Consider the following 1,317-nt stretch of genomic DNA (forward strand, 5'->3'; position numbering starts at 1 on the left):
TGTGCTGACCGCTAAATACTGGACACTGGGTTTCCCTTATTTTAGGGAATAGGGATTTGATTAATGGGGTTATTTTTCATATCCAAACCCTTTGACTGCAAGAGTTCGGATGGGCTTTGAAAGCCAATACCTCCGTGAATCCTGTCAAAATTATAGAATTCTCTAAATTGATTCATTATTTGCTTTGTATCTTTTAAGTCTTTGAATTGAAACCTCTGACAAACAGCATTTTCCATGATAGAATGATAAGATTCAATATGGCTATTTTGTTGTGGTGTAGCAGGTTTAGTAAACTCTTGAATGACCTTTTTATCTTTAAAATACTTCTGTACCATATCTGCTATAAACTGCGAACCATTGTCACATCGAACATAAAATTTCTCAGGAATAGTTAGATGCTCAAAAGCACGTTCAAATAGTTTGATAACATCTTGATATTTAATAGAGTAAGCTATTAAATGGCTTACATTCCATCGAGAAAAGACATCTAAAATCGTCAAGACTTGTAGGTTGCGATTCATACCAGCAACCCAGACGAACTTTATATCAAATTCAAGATAAGTAAAAGGTGCTTCTACCTGTGGCAACAAGTCCTTGACCCAATTGCGTTTCATCTTTTTGGAGCTTCTACAGTACTGATTTCTAAGCAATTGATTCTTCTTCATCAGCCTATAAACCAAGTGTTTACTAATCTGCAAATGTTGTTTCTTTCTCAAATAGATATAGGTTTTGTAATACCCGTAATCTACAAAAGGATGTTCAAAGAGTTGTTCTATAATTTTCACAACAAACTCATTATCAACAACTTCTCCACCTTTATCTTTGACAACAGCATAAGGTTTACGTCCTCTCAAACCAATGCTGGGGTAATAGTAAAAGCTACTCCGAGCCACAGAACACCAAGCCAATACCTTGTACTTGGGAAAGGATAAATTAATAAATTCCTGAGCTACCGTTAACCGCTCTTGTTTTGATAGACAGTTTTTTTTAAGAGAGCATCTTTGACTCGAATTTCGAGTTCTTTCTCGGCGACCAGTTCTTTCAAAAGCTGGTTCTCGCGTAGAAGATGATGGTATTCTGCTCGGCTGATACCACTTTGTAACTCTGTTTTAGGTTCACCTCTCATGGATTGCCACCTATAAATCATCGAAGATGCGATGTTAAAGTGGCGCACCGTAGCTGTGATACCATGTTGTTGATAGTGTTGGAGGATATTTTCTATCTCAGTCTCACTCCAACTTTTACGATGTTTGCTCATATTGACTACAAGTTAGGTTTTCCCTTAACTTGTGTCCAGTTTTTTATCGGGCTGACAAG

Annotated in this window: 2 protein-coding genes; both read right to left on the reverse strand. The window is 36.9% G+C overall.

Going from position 1 to position 1,317, the window contains the following annotated elements:
* Positions 1 to 41: 41 nt before the first annotated feature.
* Positions 42 to 854: a transposase gene (locus AC23N5_RS31370; protein ID WP_487758555.1), complete on the reverse strand. Its 813-nt coding sequence runs from the start codon at positions 852 to 854 to the stop codon at positions 42 to 44.
* A gap of 101 nt (positions 855 to 955) precedes the next feature.
* The gene (locus AC23N5_RS31375; protein WP_487758556.1) at positions 956 to 1,258 is read right to left on the reverse strand and encodes a transposase; all 303 of its coding nucleotides are present in this window, start codon (positions 1,256 to 1,258) and stop codon (positions 956 to 958) included.
* Between the last annotated feature and the right edge of the window lie 59 nt (positions 1,259 to 1,317).

It is taken from the genome of Runella sp. R5_40 (assembly GCF_057652295.1).